We start from the raw sequence: 19,690 nt of genomic DNA on the forward strand, positions 1-19,690 counted from the left end.
ATTCAATAATGCACCCGCGATCATCCTACCCACCTTACAAACCTCGTACTTTTAGATATACGTTATAAATTAGAACACCAAGCAAAACACCAATTACATTAATACTTAAATCAACCAAGGAAAACGTACGAGAGGGGCTTATCGCTTGGCAAAACTCATCAGCACAAACGGCAAATAATACGAGCAGCGAAAAAGTGGGGATGAAAAAAGATCTATTGCGAAAGCAGTACTTAGGTGTCGACCAACACGTTGAAAAACCGAGCAATAATGAAATAAGACTATGTAGTACCCAATCTCCCCCCAAGAACAACTCAACATCCCGAATCATACTTGCATGTATAGAAAAGGTTTTCGCCATCGAAGCTAATCCTGCCAATACAATAATAGTAAGTGGTATTAGACTGCGTAGATTTAAAAATAGGGGACGACGTTTCACTACCAGCACTCAAGATCTGACTAAAAAATAGACACAAAAGGATACGTGAGCAGTTCTCTCAATGAAAGAGCAACAAAGTGAATATGTGTAACGAATTTGATACCTAGTCTTCGTTACACACCTTAATTCGTAATTTAACCTCGGATTAAAAAGCGAGATAATGATCGACCAACAACAAGAGGAACAACAGCATCAAATGGTAGATAGAAAACTTAAAGGTTTCCATCGCCGAATTCGGTTGAGGGTGGTATTTCAATTTCCATGCATGAGCAATAAAACCTAAACTCAATAACGAAACGCCTATCGCATAAATAACCCCACTCATCCCTACCAACACGGGCATTAGACACACTAGCGCTAATAAAATGGTATATAACAATACCGAGGTTTTTGTGTACTCGATACCATGCGTCACCGGTAGCATTGGAATATCCGCTTTCGCATAATCATCTTTTCGGTGGATAGCTAACGCCCAAAAATGGGGAGGAGTCCAGATGAAGATAATCATCACCAATAACCATGCATTAGCATGAAGCTCTCCAGTGACCGCTGTCCACCCCAGCAAAGGTGGCATCGCTCCAGCTATTCCCGCGATAACAATATTTTGAGGCGTTGCGCGTTTCAAATATAAAGTATAGATGACGGCATAGCCCAACAGGCTGGCAAACGTTAGCCATGCGGTCAATGGATTCACCCATGCGTAGAGAACAACAAAACCCCCTACTCCCATTGATGCAGCAAACGCCATAACTCGCCACGGTTGAATATCGCCAGAGGGTAATGGACGCTTATAGGTTCTCGCCATAAGGGCATCAATTCGACGGTCAATAAGATGATTAAATGCTGCTGCTGACCCCGCCATCAAACCGATACCAAGTAGTCCCAAAACTGCCGGAATCAGAGGGAGACGACCAGAAACGGCTAAACACATCCCTACCAATGCCGTCAGCAGCATTAAAGCAACGACCTTAGGTTTGGTTAACGTTAAATAAACTTGCCATGTCGGCTTTTCAGTTGGCGCGGAATAACTGATCGATTTACTCATCGTGTGCTCTCCTTGCTCAAGATGTGAGTCGAATCGGTTGGAGATGGCACTGAGCGCCAAATCAACACATTGATATATAAGATCGTGATAAGTAGTAACGCAGCTCCCAGATTATGGGCAACGGCCACCAATAGCGGTAGGCTCAATAGGATATTACTCAACCCAAGCAGAACCTGTGCGCTAAGTAGCCAAGCTAGACGTCTGGCCATTGTTTTATAAACAGAACTTGGATGTCGGTAGAGTTGAACAATCAAGGCTCCAACAACCAACACGGTTAACAAAGCGCCAAGGCGATGAGTCACATGGATTGTCATTCGTGCGCCATAATCCAAGGTACCGAATTCATATGTCGATTTTTCCGGTTGGATCATATCAAACGCTTGACGGAAATCGAGATAACTCATCCAATCCCCTTGGCAAATAGGTAAACTAGTGCACATCAATGCGGCATAATTGGAAGATGTCCATCCACCTAAAGCTATCTGAATAATCACCACAATGAGGCTCAGTAATGCCAGTGACTTCAAGCTGGTGGATATGGATGTCTGTTGAGAGTGGTTTACGTCAAGCTCGTAGGCATCTTTTCCTTTTTGGCTATGCGTGAGCTGCCAATAAACTAAACACAGTGAGCAAAAGAGCGTAAAACCACCTAATAAATGCCCCATAACAATAATAGGCATGAGCATTAACGTCACCGTCCACATTCCAAGTAGAGCTTGAAAAATGACAACGACACTAATTGCAACTGACAAGCTTTTACTGACTTTCTGTGTGCGCCACCCTACGACACTGATACAAAAGACGACTAAACCCAATGAACCGGCAAAATAACGATGGATCATTTCCAACCATGCTTTTTCAGCCTCCACTGTCAGTTGTGGAAAGTGTTCATTAGCTTGCTGTATATCGGCCAGTGTTGAGGGGACACTCAATTGCCCATAGCACCCAGGCCAATCAGGGCACCCCAAACCTGCATCAGCTAAACGAGTATATGCTCCCAGAGCGATCACACAGACGGTCAATAACAGACTAAAACGGACAAGATGTGTCAGCATATGCCTCTCCTTAGCCTACACGAGACAGTTTCAGCAACTTACGAAGATCAGCCAGTACATCTTTACTTTGAGAAACCAGCTCATCTTGGCTGAGAACTTTCGGATAACGCATCACTAACTGGCCAATTGGATCGACAATGATGTAATCAAATTCTTGCGCAACCTGAGTGAATTGATCATTCACTTCAACGACATTCCATCCCTCAACTAACTGAGAGCGATCACTATCAGGGGTAGTAAACACGACTGGCGCGACACGACCTTGATATTTGCCGAGTGCAATATGGCTTTGCCCAAGAAGAAATAGCTGCCTCTGACAAAAATCATCGCAATGTTTAGGAATCACGTAGCCTAACTGCCACTGGTTCTGTTGAAATGGATTAACGATTCCCAATCCACTAAAGCTTACTGCGGGCTCGATTAATGTCCCTTTATTGGTTACCCCGCTTTGATACCAATTTTGAGATAAAAATGTTTTAGCAATAATGGCTGGCAATGCAAACATGACGACCAATCCAACTAATATTATGCGACCTCTTAATTTAGGGTTCATCACTGTGGCCTCCTTGCGCAAAGTGTTTTCTTCAACATCCAACTGCTCAATATGAGTAAAGCGATGGATAAGCCAAACCATTGAACGGCATAACCAATATGTTTTGTTGATGTCATTGGCACTGGTGACCACGGTTGCGGGTAAGGCCAAGGCACCATTGTCGGTTGTACAACATAGGGCTCGATTGAGAGTTGCCATTGCTGGGAGAGTGCATCGATATTGATATTCTGAATCCGAGCAACATCACCTGATTCGAAAAATAGATCGCTACTCATTGGATTGGAACTGCGCTGATATAAACGTCCTTCTACATTCAGATCACTCGATAACCACTCTACCTTAGGCAACTTAGTTCGTTCTAAGGGAGCTTCAACAAAACCGCGTTCAAGCAACACATATTGACCCTGCTGCGTCACCATCAACTGTAAGGCTAAATAACCCACTTTGCCTAAATAGGTTTGATTATCCAGCAGCAAATATTTATCCATTATCGCGGTAAGGTGACCACTCACAAGTAACCCGTTGTAGTTTGTCTCGCCCTGTTTCAGGCTATCAATATCAACCAATGGCTTAATTGCTCGTTGCTGTAATAACTGCTCTATTTGTTGCTTCTCGTCGGCTCTAGATAACTGCCAAAAACCCAATTTGACCAATATGGAAAAGGCAACCACAGTTAATGTGAACACCAACCAAAATGATCGATTCATGATCAATTCATACAAGGACGACGCTATGGTATTTCTCTTCAAACTACTTCTTGTGCTATTGCTGTTATTCATTCTTTTTAACCTCGCAAGAGCTTTGTTTGAAATGGTTCGGGGGGCAGATCCCGATCAACCAACATCAGATAACGATAAACCAATGAGCCACTATTTAACTCGACGGGTAGTCCTTTCTGCTTTAGCCGTCATCTTACTCGTTATGGCCCTATTGACCGGGTTCATTGAACCCAATATCCGACCTTACTAGTGGAATAGCTTGGCGTTAAATTATCGGTATTCTCGCCAAGCCGCTTACACTGACTCCCACCAATTACTACTCAAGCAAGCACACTCACTCACTCACTCACTCACTCACTCACTCACGAAAACTCACAATACGTATACAAAAACAAATAGACACAGCCAAACAACATCAACAAAGTGCCAGTACCAACTTCCTGCTTGGAAAGCAAAATGGTCTTTTGGAGTAAAGTGATCCTTAGCCACCCTGAATAATAAAATGATCAAAAAGATCGTTCCTAAGCAGACATGCAATCCGTGAAAACCTGTCAGCATAAAGAAAGTATTACCGTAAACGCCTGACTGTAAGGTTAATCCTAACTCCTCATACGCATGTCCATATTCCGCCACCTGGAAATATAAGAAAAAGCCCGCGAGAATAATGGTAATTTCAAGCCAAACAATGAGTGCTGTTCGCTTATTTTTCTCCAAACTTATATGTGCCATGTGTAACGTAACGGAAGAAAGCAATAAGATGATCGTGTTCTTTAATGGAATACCTTGCCACCCCATCGCTTGAGTCGTGGTCCCGTCCGGAGTGGTAGTCAGCGGCCATAATGCATCAAATGCGGGCCAAAGAATTTCATTAGTCATCAAGTTATTGCTAGCGCCACCAAGCCAAGGCACTGAAATCATTCGGGCATAAAATAGTGCTCCAAAAAATGCGCCAAAGAACATCACTTCTGAAAAGATAAACCAGCTCATCCCTTGACGAAATGAACGAGACAGCTGATTTGAGTAGAGCCCTCCCATTGACTCAGTGATCACGTTACTAAACCACCCAGCTAGCATATAAAGAAGTACGATGAAGCCGATAAGTAAAATGATTTTACCGAACAGGCCACTTTCATCATTATCCGTTACACTCTGTACCGTTAAACCGGCTCCAACGGCAACCAAAAATAGAGCAATAGCGCCAACAATAGGCCAACTACTCTGAGCGGGAACATAGTATGACGTCGGTTTATCACTCATTATCTTGCTCCTTGCATCGCGACTCTCCAGAAAAAAGTGCCACTATCTAGTTTTGCGACATCCACGACGGGTTCCGGTTGCTCCGGCGTCGTGATGTCATAAAGGGTATAAGAAAGCGTTAAGGTATGAATTGATTCTGGAATATCGGGCTCAATGTAGAAAATGAGCGGCATTTCCGTTTGCTCATTGCTTTCCAAAGGTTGTTGGTTAAAACAAAAACACTCAATCTTATTAAAGAAAGTGGCTCCTTGCCCAGGAGAGACAGATGGCACTGCCTGACCAATGATCGCCCCTGCTGATTGGTTAACGGCAACGTAAGCCGTTTGTATCACTTGTCCTGGATGCACATCCATATATCGTTGCTTAGGAGCAAATGACCAAGGTATTCCCTGATTTAGATGTGCCATAAACTCAACGCGAACAACGCGCGAGGTGTCTGGGATCATGCCTTGTGGCTGTACCGCTGACTCCGTGTTGGTTTTGCCATTGATCCCCAAGGCATCACACATCACATCGTATAAAGGTACAAGGGCAAACCCGAAACCAAACATTAATATTACTGCTCCTAACAACTTCGTCGTAAGTTTTCGGTTCGCTTGATTAGGTCCATTTTTCTGACGTGTCATACTTCTTCCCTCGACTCGTATTTTTTTTAATCTATTTTCGGTGGCTGAGAAAACGTGTGGTGTGGTGCTGGGCTAGGCACTGTCCACTCCAATCCTTCTGCTCGTTCCCATGGTTTCGCAGGCGCTTTCTCCCCACCACGAATACACTTAATCACTACCCACAAGAAAATTAACTGAGACAAACCGAAAGCGAATCCTCCAATTGATACAATTTGATTAATATCCGCAAACTGAATGGCATAATCTGGAATTCTGCGCGGCATCCCCGCCAACCCTAAGAAATGCATCGGGAAAAACAACACGTTCACGGAAATCACCGAGCACCAGAAATGCCACAAGCTCAACTTATGGTCGTACATATGTCCGGTCCATTTCGGCAACCAATAGTAAGCGGCTGCCATAATCGAAAATACGGCACCTGAAACCAGTACGTAATGAAAGTGAGCCACAACAAAGTAGGTGTCATGGTATTGGAAGTCAGCAGGGACAATAGCCAACATCAAGCCTGAAAATCCACCGATGGTAAACAGGATGATAAAGGCAATAGCAAAAAGCATTGGCGTTTCAAATGTGAGGGCACCACGCCACATAGTTGCGACCCAGTTGAAGACTTTTACCCCTGTAGGAACCGCTATTAACATGGTGCAGTACATGAAAAACAACTCCGCAAACACGGGCATCCCTGTGGTGAACATATGGTGTGCCCAAACAAGAAATGACAACAATGCGATACTACACGTGGCATAAACCATTGAGTGGTAGCCAAAGAGTTTTTTGCCGCTGAATGCTGGAATAATGGCAGAAACAATACCGAATGATGGCAAAATCATAATGTAAACTTCAGGGTGCCCAAAGAACCAGAATATATGCTGGAACATCACAGGGTCCCCGCCGCCAGCGGCATCAAAGAATGATGTTCCGAAATACTTGTCGGTCAGTACCATTGTCACGGCGCCCGCTAAAACCGGCATCACCGCAATCAGCAAAAACGCAGTGATCAACCAAGTCCAAACGAACAATGGCATTTTGAACCATGTCATCCCAGGAGCACGCATATTCACGATCGTCACGATGACATTAATAGCCCCCATGATGGAACTAATACCCATAATATGCACAGAAAAGACAAATAACGCCGTACTATCTGGGCCATAAGTGGTCGAAAGTGGCGCGTAAAATGTCCAGCCAAAATCAGGACCGCCCCCCTCAGTAAACAGGGAACCTAACAAAATGAGAAAAGCGAACGGTAGTATCCAGAAACTGAGGTTATTCATACGTGGCAAAGCCATGTCTGGAGCACCGATCATCAGAGGGATCATCCAGTTAGCTAGGCCGGTAAAAGCGGGCATTACTGCGCCAAACACCATAATCAGACCATGAACTGTGGTCATTTGATTGAAAAATTGTGGATTAACTAACTGCAATCCTGGCTGGAATAGCTCGGCGCGAATGACCATTGCCATCGCCCCACCCACTAAAAACATCGTAAAGCTAAACCACAGGTAAAGCGTACCAATATCCTTATGGTTAGTTGAATATACCCACCTAGCCCAACCAGAGGGAGCATGATGATCATCGTCATCAGCGGTTAAAGTACTACCGCCATTCGAAGTGCTTTCATAGGAGCTATTGTCATAAGAACGATTCGCACGAGAAATATCCGCATCCGTCACTGGGGCTGACTTCTCGTTCATTGATTTAGATGGCTTCATTCTCCCTCCTTGGAAGCTTGTTCCTGCACTTTGAACGCATTCACATCCGAGGCTTGCACCAAATCTCCAGTATCATTGCCAAACCCGTTACGTTGATAAGTCGTAACCGCTGCAATTTCTTGATCCGTCAGTTGATTGGCAAAAGCCTGCATTGCCGTGCCCGGTCGACCATTAACGATAATGTTGATGTGTTCGTCCAAATCCCCTGTTACCACTTTACTGCCTTTAATGGCTGGGAATGCCCCCGGGATACCTGCACCATTGGCTTGGTGACAGACAGAACAACGATCTAGGTAAACTTTTTCACCAGAAGCCATCAATTCATCCATGCTGAGAGAAACCGTTAATGATGCAGCTGCGTCCTCTTGTGCCTGTGCCAACTCCACTTTTTTCTCTTCCAACCAAGCGTCATAATCGTCTTCACTCATCGCATGCACGACTATCGGCATAAAGCCATGGGCCTTACCACATAACTCAGCACACTGACCTCGATAAACTCCAGGTTCGTCAATGCGAGTCCACGCTTCATTAATAAAACCAGGAATAGTGTCTTTCTTAACCGCGAAATCAGGCACCCACCATGAGTGAATCACATCATCTGATGTCATCAAAAATCGAACTTTTCTGTTAATAGGCAAAACCAGTGGGTTATCAACTTCTAATAAATAGTGCGCGCCTTTAGGAGCCTCGCCATCAATCTCCTTTTGGCTAGTCGCCAATAAACTGTAGAACTCAACACCTTGGTCGAAATAGCTGTAATGCCACTTCCATTGCGAGCCTGTAATCTTCACTGTTAGATCCGATTGAGTCGTATCTTCCATCGCAATCAAGGTTTTTGTCGCAGGTATCGCCATCAACACCAGAATCACGATAGGGATGATGGTCCATATGATTTCAACCTTGGTGCTTTCATGGAAATGAGCGGCAACAGCGCCTTTTGATTTTCGGTGATTGATGATGGAATAAAACATGGCGCCAAAAACAACCAAAGCAATTGCACAGCAAATGTAGAAAATAAGCATATGTAATTCATACACTTTTCCGCTTATTTCCGTCACGCCCTGCGTCATATTCAGCGCGCTTTCTTCAGCATGTCCCACCGTCGAATACGCTGCGCACAATAACCCCGTCGACAGCCACTGCTTGACCAGTTTTATCTTCAAAAGACCTCTCCTCTGCCTAACGCACCTACCTTGGTGCTCTAACCAGATATCAACTCACTTACTAATAAAACTACCCTCGTAAGCATCTGGTATTGAGAAATTCCTTATATCCGTGTTAACGGCAAATCTGACGTAAAATGTTATAGTTATGTTAATAAAACCTAGTTGGCGTTCTTAGAATGTGCAAGAAAGTGCAGACACAAAAGTGGAACAATTCACACCTTTAACCCCCTAGCACAAAACCTTGGCTTGTCATTTACTATAAAAGGCGTAACTTCAAATAATTAGCTAAAAAATGGGCCTATGCAGAGCAGATTGAGTGGTTGAGGCCATAATAAAAGAAATGATTTTAGCGATTGCGTTATCGCAAATGATAATCACTATCAAATAATATAGGGCGACTGATTGAAAAAGGTAATTGCCATGATGGAACAAGTTTCTCGTTGGTTGGAGCAAGACCCTGACCCACGAACACGTGAAGAACTACTGCAACTCATTGATTCAAATAACTTAGATGAAATAAACGACCGATTCAGCCAGCGACTGGAATTTGGTACGGCGGGTCTGCGCGGCAAAGTGGGCTGTGGTCCGAATAGAATGAATCGCTTTGTTATTCAGCAAACTGCCACCGGCTTAGGTCGTTATCTACTACAACATATTAGTAACGCAGCTCAACGTGGCGTTGTTATCGGCTATGATGGCCGATTAGATTCTCAACAATTTGCTTACGATACCGCAGGCGTACTGACCGCTCTGGGCATCAAAGTTCACCTTACTCATGATGTAGCTGCAACCCCTATCGTTGCGTTTGGCATTAAGTACTTTAACGCTGCGGCAGCCGTTGTCGTGACAGCAAGCCATAATCCACCTGAGTACAATGGCTTCAAAGTTTATTGGGAGAATGGCGCACAAATCATTCCGCCTCATGACTCGGGTATTGCGGCTCAAATTGATATTGCGGCAGGTCAACCCATCACAATGATGGGATTGGAAGAAGCAGAAAGTCTTCAACGCCTAGAATGGTTGCGAGACGATTACTATCAAGCTTATCGCTCCACGATGAACAATAGCCCTCTATTACATAATAACCTTGCAACCGACAACATTGGTATTGCTTATACTGCGATGCATGGCGTAGGGGCTAACATGGCAGAAACTTTACTGAATGATGCCGGTTTTAGCCAAGTTTACAGTGTAAAAGAGCAACGGGAACCCGATGGAACTTTCCCGACCGTTAACTTCCCTAACCCAGAAGAAGCTGGCGCGATGGATATGGTCATTGCACTAGCAAAACAGCACGATGCAGAGATCGCTTGTGCCAATGACCCAGATGCCGACAGATTTGCCGTTGCGGTAAAATGTAACGACGGTTCGTATAAAATGCTAACTGGCGATCAAGTCGGCTGCCTATTTGGTCATTATTTGTTATCTAAAACACAAGCAAACAAGCAATTGGTGGGTAACACGATTGTTTCTTCGTCACTATTGAAAAAAATAGCCCTATCAACAGGGGCTGAATATTTTCAAACACTCACAGGATTCAAATGGCTAACTAATGTCGCGATGACAAAAGAGACCGCAGAGCGTGAATTCCTTTTTGCATATGAAGAAGCACTTGGGTATACCGTTGGTAAGGCCGTTTGGGATAAAGATGGCTTGTCCGCACTGGTTGCATTTTCTCAGCTCACCGCTGAATTAAAGCAGCAAGGAAAAACCATTTGGGATCAACTTGAAACGCTCTATCGAGAACACGGTGTTTACGTCAATGCGCAGCGGAGCATTGCACTTGCACCAAACTCGCCTCCGATTGGTGAACTTCTCAGGGCGAATCCTCCTAGCGAAATAGCCGGAAAGCGCATTGAAGTCATCGAAGACTTAAAGTCACTTGAACGAATCACAACAGGTGGTAATACAGAGAAAATCGACTTACCCGCAAGTGACGTATTAATTTACCATCTTGATGGTGGCGCGCGAGTCATTGTCCGGCCATCAGGTACGGAACCAAAATTAAAATGCTATTATGAAGTCATCGAACCTTTCCCAAGCGATGGCGAGTATAAGCAAGTACAGGCCAACGCCATCTCTGCAATGGATAAACTCGTGATCGAACATCAAGCCTCACTACCATAACTCGCTATTCGCTATCCGGAACAGTAGAAAGGGTATGTTAATTCATACCCTTTATTCATCAACGGTACTGCGATACGAATAACAATTGTCTGAAAGGCTTGAACCTTACTGTTTAAGAGACGAACGGTTTAAGAGACTTGCTGATTAAAGCGTTTAAAGATGCTTTTGCAAAAATATCTTATCGACACCCGCCATAGGGTACCCAGTAAAGCGCCCGACCTCTTCAAACCCCATCTTTAAATAAAACTCTCGAGCTTGAAAAGTGAACGTATCTAAATAGATATCTGTCACACCTCTCTGTTGCACCATTTGTTCTACTTTTTGAATAAGTTGTGTACCCATGCCGCTACCACGTAGCGAATCATCAAGCCAAAAATAATGAATAAATAGAGTATTCATGTAAATCTCACCCGTCAAGCCACCTTTGATCTCACCATCATCATTTTTGGTTACACAAGCGATATCTTCGCTATTGTCATGAGGAAAATGATTGGCATTAAACCCACGTAGACCTTTTAAAACCGTGTCTTTGATTTCAGTGGCTGGATTAAAAATAAACTCGATATTCATGTTCTCTCCTGAACAACTTTTTGGAAAATGACCCCTTAATCTCCTATTGGATATCAAAGTCATAAAAAAGGCCAGCAAATAGCTGACCTTAATCTTGGTATAACACAAATTAAGTGGACACCCAGTTTAACTAAAAAATGAACTCAGCATCCAAATAGCCAATACCACAAAGATAACACCCATAAATTTATGCTGGTATGTCCGGAATGTCGCATTTTCTAATAAAGGTTTACCAAGACTGCCGACCAACGCCACCAGCAACAAATTAAAAATGAGCCCAAGTACATTAAGAAGCAAACCCAAAGCCAACATCTGCTCTCCAGAACTTGCTGGAATATTGCTTGAAACGAACTGAGGTAAAAACATCACAAAGAAAACTAAAGCCTTGGGATTTAGCAGGTTACTCACTAATGCACGTTGATAGAACGTGGTCGCCATTTTGCTTTGACCATCGAGCACTGGAGCATCATCAGCATTAGCGCGAATACAGTCGATACCCATTTTAAGCAAATACGCACCACCTAATAAGTGTAACGCTTTTAGTGCTAACGGGCTCATCGCAATCAACGCAGACACGCCTAACGCTGCAAGTAATGTAAGAATAATACCTGATGTTGCATTGCCTAAACTGGCAAAAATACCAACTCGACGACCGTAACTCATGCTTGAGCTTGCAATCAGCAGCATGTCAGGTCCAGGGAGGAGCAACAACGCGATAACCGCCGTTAAGTAAACAGGGAGGATAGATAAGTCGATCATTATTTATATTCAGGCATTAAAAAAGACGCGGGATTTTATACCACACAACCACAAGATTCCAGCGCCTGACATCAACAGCTAACTAAATATCAATACAATAAATTGTTATAACTTTGTGCAACACAACACCAAAATAGCTGGTAATTTGTACAAAACGTTTAAGCGCGTTAGGCTAGCCAAAACAAAATCCAAACGGAACTTCTATTAAAACATGAATTTAGAATCAACATCCTCTCATCCCTCTCGCAAACTATTCTGGCAAGGCACTGTCGCTATGATGCCGTTAAGCATCGCTGTTATTCCATGGGGAATACTCGCTGGCTCGTACGCAATTGAGTCTGGCTTGACTGTTTTTGAGAGCCAAGCGCTTTCCGCGATTCTTTTTGCTGGTTCTGCACAGTTGGTCGCAACAGGTATGATCAAAGCGGGAGTCGGCATTATGACAATGTTGCTCACGACCTTGTTCATAACTTCGCGCCATTTTCTTTACAGTATTTCAATGCGAGACAAAATCAGCACTATGCCATTGCGTTGGCGTGTGGCATTAGGCTTCTTACTGACTGACGAATTGTTTGCTATTTGTGGACATCAATCCAAAAAGCAGTTTAATCAGTGGTATGCATTAGGTGCAGGGTTGAGTTTCTATCTTATTTGGAATACCGCTACGTTAATCGGTATTGTCGCCGGAACGTACATACCAGCAATAGGAGATCTTGGATTAGAATTTGCCGTTGCGGCGACATTTATTGCTATTGTCATTCCAACAATTAAAACGCGCCCTATCCTACTTGCTGTTTTAGTTTCCCTTGTTAGTTCGGTTTATCTCAATTACGCAGGCATTGACGGTGCATTAATACTTGCCAGCATTAGTGGAATGTTGTCAGGTTATATCGCTGAACGGGTATTAGGAGCAAGACAATGATCTTTCTATCTATCTTAGCCATGACACTATTGGTGTTTATAAGCCGCTATCTATTTCTTGAACCACGATTACCGTTACGCTTGAAGCCTATGTTGCAAAGAATACTGAGCTACTCTTCACCTGCTGTACTAACGGCTATTTGGGCGCCAATTGTATTTATACCGGAGGGGGAATTAGGGCTGTCTTACAACAACCCTTATTTATTGTGCGCGGCACTTGCGGTAGGGTTAATCCTCTGGACCAAAAATGTGTTACTTACCACGGTAGTCAGTATGGGCGTGTTTTTAATTCTGCATAACTTAATTATCTATTAGCAATTAAGTAGCATCTATTTGAGTAGCATTTATTCGAGTGAAAGATCAACATAGTTCGTCATATAAGGCTTAACGGTCAAGGTTCCTGTTACCCATACACCTTTACCAGACCCTTCACTTTCAAGTTTTACGTAATAAGAGCCAGCGGGAATGACAATTTCATTGTTAAAGCGAGTACCGAAATTGATATGATCTTCCTGTAACCATCCTTCAGGCGTAATAGAATAAAGGTACCCTTTACAATTTACATTCCCCACTCCTGGGTGAGAACATGAATTTAAAGCAAGACGGGTTTGCTTTTTTGGGTTAGCGGAGAGACGATTAATGGTGATTGTGCCATAGTCTCGCTTGGTTTTTTTTGGTTGAACTGGATGAAACTGCTCACGCTTCGTTGAATAGCTATCTCGCGCTGGCGTTGTCACACTAGTCCCGCCAGTTTTTACCACACCACCAACACCGCCTAATACACCATCAATTGCACCATTGACACCACCATCAATCACTCGTGAAACATCTTGACTGGTACAGCCTGCGATTAAAAAAAGTGTCGAGGCAATAAGAGTAACTTTCTTCATTTCAAATATCCCTATGATGTATTGGCGTTATATTTCCAGCTCGTTAATACTAGCCACCCATTATTTGTTATAGATATTTAAAAGTCGAGGCACTCTTATTATTGTTATTACATTTGCGTAACCAATCAATATATGCCGATCAGTTCAAGAATTTATTACTTTATTTGCAATACAGCAACCTGATTAATTGGCAAGCCACTCTATCTCAATTAATGTTTGTCCTGCATGTTTTAAACGCGATAAAAACACATCACCAGTGTGTATTTCGCCTACACCTTGCGGGGTACCGGTCATAATAATATCGCCATCACATAAGGTCGTGTATGTTGTCAGTTCTTTTAATATATCATTCGGGGAATACATCATCTGTTTAACGTTTCCGCATTGAACTCTGACACAATTGATGAACAACTCAATTTCTAATTCATCAATCACAATATTATTCAGCGGTAAAAAACGGCTAAACACTGCTGAACCATCAAAGCTTTTTGCTCGCTCCCAAGGTAAACCTTGTTGTTTCAGTTGGCTTTGTAACCCACGCTTAGTTAAATCTAACCCTAGCCCAACAGCACTCAGTTTTCCTTTTGAAACGATAAAGCAAATCTCTCCCTCGTAATGCAACGACTCACCGCCATGTGTCGATGCTAAAGAAGAAGTCACGGATGTGGAGGGTTTATTAAACACCACCATAGACTCAGGTACAGCATTATTCAGCTCTTTAATATGCTCCAAATAATTACGGCCAATACAGACGACTTTCGTTGGGTGAACGAGCTTATCGTCAACTTTTACTGAGTACATGAGTTCATCCTTGAGTTCATCAAAAAGAGAGTAGCAATAGGGCGGCGATTTTAAACTAAGATGATGAGCTGAAAACCAATTTGTTTAATTGCCCCTTCAAAAACAAGAGCTAGTCCCCATTTCATTCACTTTGGTCTCAATCCAAGTAACCTCGCTTAGCAATCGTTATCGATATATCCAATATGGCTACCACAGAAAACAGAAAAACGCCTATTCAAATTGAATAGGCGCTAACACAAGATTGTGTTTAGGCAGTAGATACTAAAAAATTATAGGTAGTATCGAGCACCGATCGTCCATTTATCATCTTCTGGATCGCCGATATCATTCCCTAAGTCAAATTGGAAAGCAGCAAAACCGGTCAGTTTTGGTGCTAACTGGTACTCAGCTTGGATTGCACTCTGGCTATATTGCGTTTTATCGGTGTTATCATCTTCAACCGCTTCATAGTTCACGCTCAGTGTCAGACCATTTCCCAATCCATAAGCCAATAACCCCTCATACTGAGAAGAATCTTTCAATGCACTTAGGCCGGCTCCATAAAAATATTCGTTGCTCGCGTATACCACAGCCGCATACACCCCCTCACCATAGGTACCATAGTTGGCGGAAACCAAATGCGATTGGGAATTCTCTTCAACACCACCAATACCGACATCACCATCACTATAAACGTAGCCTAGCCCAAAACCCATAAACTCGCCGCTAATAGCAATTTGGCCACGAGTATCGTATATATCATGTTTACCTTGCCAACCAAGACCAAGGTTAAGCGCTACGTCATTACTAATGTTCAAAGTGTTGCGGTAGCTCAGCATCTTATCGGCACGAGCAGAGCCGATATTGCCTTGGTTTGAATATAGAAAATCATTAGCGAACGCAATAGGAATATCCGCAACGCCACCCACATCATAATAAGGAGCCCACTGCGTACCCGCAACAAGTCGGCCGGCTTGTTCATGCGTCGCACCGATATAACCTAGGCGAGTTGTAAATGTTTCTTTTCCACCATCTAGAAAATTGATTGCCCACTCGCCTTTTGCATCAACCGTGACACCGTTTCCGGCCTGTTGCGTACCTGATATATTCAAACGGGGTGATACATCATGCACTTCGACTTCTGTACTGTCTCCATATTCGCCAACTCCAACATCGACGTAGCCGCCAATAGAAAGCGTTGAACCTTGGCTGTTATACACTTCTGCTGCTAAAACGTTAGTACCAAATCCTGTTGCTGCCACTGCAATGGCCAGTAGTTTCATTTTCATATTTTAATGTCCGTATAGAGAGTTTTATTCACGTCCGCATGAGTACAAATTACTCAAAACATCACGGTCACTAAAAACTTAGTACGAGATCATTGATTATTAAATGCAACCAAAGGCTTATGAGCACAAGAAAATAGATTTTTTTATAAATTGAACTAATCACAGAAAGGATAAGCATCTGTTTTAATTATGGTTATTGACGTGCTACATAACAAAAAATAACCATGTGACATAGATCAAATTTACGATAAAAACCATAAATCACTCGCAAAAAAAACGACAACAAAGCAAAAATAGTGGCTTATAACCAGAAAAACCTCGCCAAATGAACGCAAGTCAGCGAATCAAAAGGTCGTTTTTGGAGGGGACATAATAAGGAGGGATGATTGAGCTAGGCTTAAAACCAAACTTTCGCTTTCAATTAATTTATGTCACATGCCGCCTTAAAAAATTGCATGTGACACAAGTGAAGCTAACGTTTATTTACGCAAAGAAATAGAACGGTAAGCAACATCAGTAAGATAGTCGTTCAAACGATGGGAAGCGGCAACAGCTTCTTCAGCATCCGTATGACTCACCGCTCTTAGTACCGCGGCATGCAAAGAGGATGCTTCAATCAAATCGGAATCGATATTTTTATAAGCAAACCAAAATCGACGAGAAAGACCTTGCAGTGGAGCCATTGCCAACTGAAGGTATTCATTGCTCGCCGCTTTAACCAATACATTATGAATGTCTTTTAATAAAGAGGCATAAAGTAGATCGTCTTTATTCTCTGCGCACATTTCTAACTGTTCAGCCAGATAGAGCATTTGTTGCTTCTCATCAACACTTGCACGAGATGCTGCATAATTTACACAAAGTGCTTCGATATCTCGACGTACTTCCAAAATTTTCAACTGACTTTCAACCGAAATAACAGGAATCTGAATGCCTCGACGTGGATGGATCTCCACCATACATTCATAAGCTAGCCTTTGAAGCGCTTCGCGAACAGGCGTTCGCCCTAAATCTAACTCTTCTGCTAATTGTTTCTCACTCACCATACTCCCTGGCTCTAGTTCGCGGAATATGATCATTTTCTCGAGCTTGCTGTATGCAACCTCGGTCTTATTGATAGCGGTAGCGCTCATGTACATCCATTTCCTTTTTCAATTTTTTAGTGAGCAATATCACGTTCAGAACTCATGCCATTGTACCAGAAAAGAAATTACGAATATATTAAAAACATACAACTGATATATCAGATGAACATCAGTCATCTATTAGTGAGGTAACAATGAAATCTTGGAACATTATCCGTCGTTATGAATCTCTACCTGAGCTGCCAATCTTGGCAGAAACTGAGGTATTGGTTATTGGCGGTGGCCCTGCTGGCGTAGCCGCAGCGGAAACTGCTGGTCGTATGGGTAAGGACACATGGCTGATTGAAAAATATGGATTTTGCGGTGGTGCTGCAGTAGCAGGCCTATCAGGCACCATTTGTGGCATGTACATGGCAACAGACGAAGAGAACCCTGAACCGGAGCAAGTTGTATTCGGTTTTACAGAGCGTTTCCGTCAAGCATTAGAAAACAAAGGTGGCGTCACTGCTCCACAACTTTACGGAAAAACGTTTACCGTAACGCACGATCCACTAATGTGGCGTGAAGTTGCTGACGATTTTCTAGAACAAGCTGGCGTCACCACTCTATTCCACACGGCTGTTACTGGCGTGATCATGGATGGCGATGCATTTAAAGGTGTTGTGATCGAATCTAACGCTGGCCAAAGCATCATCCTAAGTAAGCAAATCATTGATGCATCAGGTGATGCTGCCGTGGTTGCTCGCGCAGGAATGGATTACTACTTCGGTGATAATGGTCGTATTCAAAACCCAACTATGTTCTTCCGCTACGCAGGCGTGGACATGGAAAAGTACCTAGCGTACTACGGTGAAGATACGATTTGTCCACCAAAAGTGACTGAGAACATTCTCGCGGCTAATGCTACTGGTGAATACGATCTTCCACGTCACAAGATTTGGATCTTCCCAACCACTCGTCCAAGCGAGCTAATGGTTAACGCAACACGTTTGGCTGGCCAAGATGGTCGTATGCTCAATGTTATCGACCCGAAAGACTTCACAGAAGCTGAAGTGTTTGGTCGTCGTCAAGTTCGTGACTACGCACGTTTCTTAAACAAATACGTTCCTGGCTGTGAAAATGCTTACGTTGTTGATACTGGCGTTGAAGTGGGCATTCGTCAAACACGCTCTATCGTTGGCGTTGAAACGCTAACCAATGAAGACGTAGTGAACTGCCGTAAACGTGAAGATGGTATCTGCCGTACACCTTGGCCTATCGAACTGCACTCTGGTGACAAACCAAAACTGCATTGGCTACTAAACGACTACTACGACATCCCGTTCCACACACTTGTGCCAATCGTGGGTGAAAATATCATCGTTGCGGGTCGTTGCCTAAGCGCAGAACACGAAGCCCTAGCATCAGCACGCGTTACTGCGCAGTGTTTTGAACTAGGCCACGCAGCAGGTGTTGCTGCAGTACAAGCAATTAATACAAATACGGCGATTCGCGACCTAAATGTTGCGGATATTCGCGCCACCATGATTGAAAACGGCTCTCGCCTGTAAGGATTATAAAATGTCAGATCTAAAAATTGAACGCGTTGAACTTTACGCAGTTGCTGATCGCCTAGCGGCTCCGGTTCCATGGGCTGATAACCAAGAACCATTGCTTTACACCAACAATATCGTTCGTTTGATTTGTAATGACGGTACTGAAGGTGCTGGCGCGACGATTAGCTACACAGAGAACGACTTTGACCGTTGCATCATTGAATCACAACGTACTATCGTTCCTGGTTTAATTGGTAAAAACCCACTAGCAACGCAAGAACTGTACAACTGGCTACAATCTCGCTGCACATGGGGTGGTCTACCTGCAAAATCGCCAATCGACATCGCAGCTTGGGATATCAAAGGTAAAAAAGCTGGCATGCCTCTATATATGCTTTTGGGTGGCGCTCGCTCAAAAATGCTTTCTTACGCTTCAACGCCAATGTTTGACACCGTAGAAGAATACTTCCCGTACCTAGACGACTGTATCGAGCACGGCTTCACTGCTATCAAACTACACTGCTACTGTGTGTATGCAAAAGACGTTGCTCTTGTTGATGCAGTGCAAGCACGTTATGGCAAAACTGGCATTCGTTTCATGCTAGATACCGCAACGTTCTACACACCAGAACAAGCGATGGCTATGGCAAAACGCCTAGAGAGCTACAACTGGGAATGGTTTGAAGCTCCTGTTTCTGACTACGACTACAACACATACAAGCGTTTGGTTGATCAAACTAACCTAGAAATTTCTAGCCACGGTAACTGCTTACTGACACTTCAAGAAGTAACGTACGCACTATCACAAAATATGTGGTCTGATATTCGTCAAGACGCAACCGTATGTGGTGGTATTACTCCACTGAACAAATGTTTCCACATCGCGGAAGGTTTCTCTAAGAACCTAGAAATTCAATCTATGGGTTACACGCTAACTCAAGCTGCGAACCTACACGTAGCACTAGCGCATAACAACTGTAAGTACTTCGAGCAGTTCTACCCATACGATGACTTCGAACTAGCATCAATTAACACAATCCGTACTGACAAAGAGGGCTTTGTTCACGCACCAGCTGGCAACGGTCTAGGTATCGAAATGGATTGGGATAAAGTGAAAGAGATGTCTGTAGCATCTTACGTGTTCGAATAATTGCTTGTTAATAAT

Annotated in this window: 21 protein-coding genes; 6 read left to right on the top strand and 15 right to left on the bottom strand. The window is 43.4% G+C overall.

Annotated features, from left to right (window positions below):
* Window positions 1-34: 34 nt before the first annotated feature.
* From DZ860_RS11600 to DZ860_RS11620, 5 genes are all read right to left on the bottom strand, one after another.
* Complete coding sequence (locus tag DZ860_RS11600; protein ID WP_341537393.1) at window positions 35-358, bottom strand: VanZ family protein; 324 nt, start codon at window positions 356-358, stop codon at window positions 35-37.
* A gap of 223 nt (window positions 359-581) precedes the next feature.
* Complete coding sequence (cyoE, locus tag DZ860_RS11605) at window positions 582-1,481, bottom strand: heme o synthase (RefSeq protein ID WP_120031425.1); 900 nt, start codon at window positions 1,479-1,481, stop codon at window positions 582-584.
* Entirely contained in the window at window positions 1,478-2,536 is a 1,059-nt protein-coding gene (locus tag DZ860_RS11610; protein ID WP_120031427.1) for a COX15/CtaA family protein, read from the bottom strand. Before DZ860_RS11610 ends, cyoE begins: the two co-directional genes overlap by 4 nt.
* Window positions 2,537-2,546: 10 nt before the next feature.
* Window positions 2,547-3,092: a redox-active disulfide-containing membrane protein gene (locus tag DZ860_RS11615; protein ID WP_120031429.1), complete on the bottom strand. Its 546-nt coding sequence runs from the start codon at window positions 3,090-3,092 to the stop codon at window positions 2,547-2,549.
* Complete coding sequence (locus tag DZ860_RS11620) at window positions 3,089-3,796, bottom strand: SURF1 family protein (protein ID WP_243641850.1); 708 nt, start codon at window positions 3,794-3,796, stop codon at window positions 3,089-3,091. Before DZ860_RS11620 ends, DZ860_RS11615 begins: the two co-directional genes overlap by 4 nt.
* 25 nt (window positions 3,797-3,821) lie before the next feature.
* On the opposite strand from DZ860_RS11620, the gene DZ860_RS11625 reads away from it, so the two are divergent.
* Window positions 3,822-4,058 carry a DUF2909 domain-containing protein gene (locus tag DZ860_RS11625; RefSeq protein ID WP_120031433.1) on the top strand — a complete coding sequence of 79 codons (237 nt, stop codon included), beginning with the start codon at window positions 3,822-3,824 and terminating at the stop codon, window positions 4,056-4,058.
* 122 nt (window positions 4,059-4,180) lie between these two features.
* Here the strand turns inward: DZ860_RS11625 and DZ860_RS11630 are convergent, their stop codons facing one another.
* Genes DZ860_RS11630 through coxB form a run of 4 tightly spaced genes read right to left on the bottom strand, consistent with a single transcriptional unit; the run spans window position 4,181 to window position 8,539 of the window.
* Window positions 4,181-5,065 (bottom strand): cytochrome c oxidase subunit 3, encoded by an 885-nt coding sequence (locus DZ860_RS11630; protein WP_120031435.1) that lies wholly within the window; start codon window positions 5,063-5,065, stop codon window positions 4,181-4,183.
* The gene (locus DZ860_RS11635) at window positions 5,065-5,691 is read right to left on the bottom strand and encodes a cytochrome c oxidase assembly protein (RefSeq protein ID WP_120031437.1); all 627 of its coding nucleotides are present in this window, start codon (window positions 5,689-5,691) and stop codon (window positions 5,065-5,067) included. The genes DZ860_RS11630 and DZ860_RS11635 overlap by 1 nt, the downstream gene beginning before the upstream one ends.
* Before the next feature lie 26 nt (window positions 5,692-5,717).
* Complete coding sequence (gene ctaD / locus DZ860_RS11640; protein ID WP_120031439.1) at window positions 5,718-7,403, bottom strand: cytochrome c oxidase subunit I; 1,686 nt, start codon at window positions 7,401-7,403, stop codon at window positions 5,718-5,720.
* Entirely contained in the window at window positions 7,400-8,539 is a 1,140-nt protein-coding gene (gene coxB / locus DZ860_RS11645) for a cytochrome c oxidase subunit II (RefSeq protein ID WP_279386833.1), read from the bottom strand. The genes ctaD and coxB overlap by 4 nt, the downstream gene beginning before the upstream one ends.
* Before the next feature lie 450 nt (window positions 8,540-8,989).
* Here coxB and DZ860_RS11650 point away from each other — a divergent pair, with 450 nt between their 5' ends.
* Complete coding sequence (locus DZ860_RS11650) at window positions 8,990-10,696, top strand: phospho-sugar mutase (protein WP_120031441.1); 1,707 nt, start codon at window positions 8,990-8,992, stop codon at window positions 10,694-10,696.
* Window positions 10,697-10,849: 153 nt separating this feature from the next.
* Here DZ860_RS11650 and DZ860_RS11655 read toward each other — a convergent pair whose 3' ends face one another.
* Both DZ860_RS11655 and DZ860_RS11660 read right to left on the bottom strand, forming a co-directional pair.
* Window positions 10,850-11,266, bottom strand: coding sequence for a GNAT family N-acetyltransferase (locus DZ860_RS11655; RefSeq protein ID WP_120031443.1), 417 nt, complete (start codon window positions 11,264-11,266; stop codon window positions 10,850-10,852).
* A gap of 126 nt (window positions 11,267-11,392) precedes the next feature.
* Window positions 11,393-12,025, bottom strand: a complete 633-nt coding sequence (locus DZ860_RS11660) for a LysE family translocator (protein ID WP_120031445.1) — start codon at window positions 12,023-12,025, stop codon at window positions 11,393-11,395.
* A gap of 211 nt (window positions 12,026-12,236) precedes the next feature.
* On the opposite strand from DZ860_RS11660, the gene DZ860_RS11665 reads away from it, so the two are divergent.
* The gene (locus tag DZ860_RS11665; protein ID WP_120031447.1) at window positions 12,237-12,947 is read left to right on the top strand and encodes an AzlC family ABC transporter permease; all 711 of its coding nucleotides are present in this window, start codon (window positions 12,237-12,239) and stop codon (window positions 12,945-12,947) included.
* Window positions 12,944-13,261: an AzlD domain-containing protein gene (locus DZ860_RS11670; protein ID WP_120031449.1), complete on the top strand. Its 318-nt coding sequence runs from the start codon at window positions 12,944-12,946 to the stop codon at window positions 13,259-13,261. The genes DZ860_RS11665 and DZ860_RS11670 overlap by 4 nt, the downstream gene beginning before the upstream one ends.
* A 29-nt stretch (window positions 13,262-13,290) precedes the next feature.
* Here DZ860_RS11670 and DZ860_RS11675 read toward each other — a convergent pair whose 3' ends face one another.
* The 4 genes from DZ860_RS11675 to DZ860_RS11690 form a co-directional block, all read right to left on the bottom strand.
* Window positions 13,291-13,836, bottom strand: a complete 546-nt coding sequence (locus tag DZ860_RS11675; protein ID WP_120031451.1) for a hypothetical protein — start codon at window positions 13,834-13,836, stop codon at window positions 13,291-13,293.
* 183 nt (window positions 13,837-14,019) lie between these two features.
* The gene (locus DZ860_RS11680; RefSeq protein WP_120031453.1) at window positions 14,020-14,637 is read right to left on the bottom strand and encodes a fumarylacetoacetate hydrolase family protein; all 618 of its coding nucleotides are present in this window, start codon (window positions 14,635-14,637) and stop codon (window positions 14,020-14,022) included.
* Between the two features lie 269 nt (window positions 14,638-14,906).
* Complete coding sequence (locus tag DZ860_RS11685) at window positions 14,907-15,905, bottom strand: porin (RefSeq protein WP_120031455.1); 999 nt, start codon at window positions 15,903-15,905, stop codon at window positions 14,907-14,909.
* Between the two features lie 479 nt (window positions 15,906-16,384).
* The gene (locus DZ860_RS11690; RefSeq protein WP_120031570.1) at window positions 16,385-17,038 is read right to left on the bottom strand and encodes a GntR family transcriptional regulator; all 654 of its coding nucleotides are present in this window, start codon (window positions 17,036-17,038) and stop codon (window positions 16,385-16,387) included.
* Window positions 17,039-17,184: 146 nt separating this feature from the next.
* Here DZ860_RS11690 and DZ860_RS11695 point away from each other — a divergent pair, with 146 nt between their 5' ends.
* Both DZ860_RS11695 and DZ860_RS11700 read left to right on the top strand, forming a co-directional pair.
* Complete coding sequence (locus tag DZ860_RS11695; protein ID WP_120031457.1) at window positions 17,185-18,540, top strand: FAD-dependent oxidoreductase; 1,356 nt, start codon at window positions 17,185-17,187, stop codon at window positions 18,538-18,540.
* Between the two features lie 10 nt (window positions 18,541-18,550).
* Window positions 18,551-19,675, top strand: a complete 1,125-nt coding sequence (locus DZ860_RS11700) for a mandelate racemase/muconate lactonizing enzyme family protein (protein WP_120031459.1) — start codon at window positions 18,551-18,553, stop codon at window positions 19,673-19,675.
* Window positions 19,676-19,690: the final 15 nt, after the last annotated feature.

Source organism: Vibrio sinensis, assembly GCF_003605645.1.
In the GTDB taxonomy this organism is placed as follows: Bacteria; Pseudomonadota; Gammaproteobacteria; order Enterobacterales; family Vibrionaceae; genus Vibrio; species Vibrio sinensis.